Source organism: Bacillus sp. C30 (genome assembly GCF_040838255.1).
Taxonomy (GTDB): domain Bacteria; phylum Bacillota; class Bacilli; order Bacillales; family Bacillaceae_G; genus Bacillus_A; species Bacillus_A mycoides.
In genome coordinates, this window is the sequence record NZ_JBFPJH010000553.1 from 1 (window position 1) to 1,531 (window position 1,531).

1 protein-coding gene and 1 pseudogene are annotated in these 1,531 nt (G+C 33.8%); both read right to left on the bottom strand.

What is annotated here, in order from left to right; all coding sequences use genetic code 11:
* Positions 1 to 55 precede the first annotated feature (55 nt).
* A pseudogene (locus AB3X49_RS22765) lies at positions 56 to 1,138 on the bottom strand (MFS transporter); the annotation flags it as partial.
* A gap of 6 nt (positions 1,139 to 1,144) precedes the next feature.
* The coding region (locus AB3X49_RS22770) for a VOC family protein (protein ID WP_367964910.1) at positions 1,145 to 1,531 on the bottom strand (387 nt) is incomplete at its 5' end.

A 1,531-nucleotide genomic window follows, 5' to 3' on the forward strand; every position in this document is an offset into this window, starting at 1 on the left:
TTCAAAATCAATTGCGTAATCTAATTGATGTTCCAGTTTTTCTTGACCAGGTCACTGTAATAAACATAGATAACTGAATAAGCGATCCGTAGATGGAATAATGAAATGAAAAAACTTTACCAATCATGTTTTCTTGCGTATACGTTTGTAGTAATGTCGTATCAAGTGGAACGATGATTCCTCCTGCTATACGCATACAGAGTAATGTAATGATACCGATAATAAGTTGATCGGATAGAATGAATCCGAGAAAGAAAATTCCTTGTAGTAAATAGGCCCAACCAAATGCTCTTTTCATTTTGTCTTCATTTTTAGACATATAAAGATTAACGAGGAGACTGCCAATCATAAGTCCAGCCCCTTGAACCGCATATAAAATACCAATGTTAGTGTGGAAGATTCTTTCGGCATAGATTGTTAGAAGTAACTGATAGGCACCTCCAATAATGCCCCATGAAATGCCGACAAGAATTAATGTTAAAATAATTTTGCTTTGTAATATGTATGTATAACCATCTTTTATATCAGTGAAAAACGCTTTTTTCGTGCTAAAAGTGTCACGAGAAGGGATCTTTATTTTATAAATAATATAGGCTGAAATAAAGTATGATAGGCTATTAATAAAAAAGGCAATCTCGATACTTAAAGATTGTGCAATGAGCCCACCTAAAGAAGCTCCCATAATAGACATAAAACCATTGATTGTACTAGAAAGGGAGTTAGCGGTTACGAAATGCTTTTGATGTACGATATTTTTTAGAGTTGATTGCTTAGCAGGCTCGAATAAGCAAGAGAGTACTGATAAGCATATATTAGAAACGAAAATAATTTCAATTTTGTAGAATGCTAATAAATAAGTGAGGACGATAATTCCTCGTAAACTATCGGTAAAAATCATAATTTTCTTTTTTGAAAAACGGTCTACAATTCCGCCTATGAATGGGCTCAGAAGAAGTTGAGGTAACCCTTTGCTCATAAAGGTGAGTGCTAACATAAATGAAGATTCTGTTATGCTATAGACGAGTGTTAATAAAGCGACAGTATGAAACCAATCCCCAAGTACACTTAATGTTTGACCATAAAATAATTTTTTAAAGTTTTTATTTGTTTTAAGAAGCCTGTAATAAGAAATTGACATGAGAAATTAAACCTTATCTATAAGTGATGCCTGTACTTGTTTTTTCCATTCACTTAAATACATTTTCTCTGCTTTAGGTAGTCCAACAGGCAATTGTGTAATGAATTCTAAACTATTTCCATCAGGATCGTTAAAATATACGGAGGCGTGTGCTAATTCTGGAAAAACGATTGGCTCAATTGGCTCCATTCCAAAGTCTTTTCGCGCTGGAATTCCTTTCTGTTTGAGCCAGTGTATTGCGTTTTCTAAATCGTGTAAGCTTACTTGGAAAGCGATATGTCGTAAGGATGGATGATAATTGACTTTGTATTCTTTTCCTTCCCAAAGACCAATCCAACTTTCATTTTCTACAATCCAAAAGAAGGCGATATCGTTGTCTCTTTTATATAATTT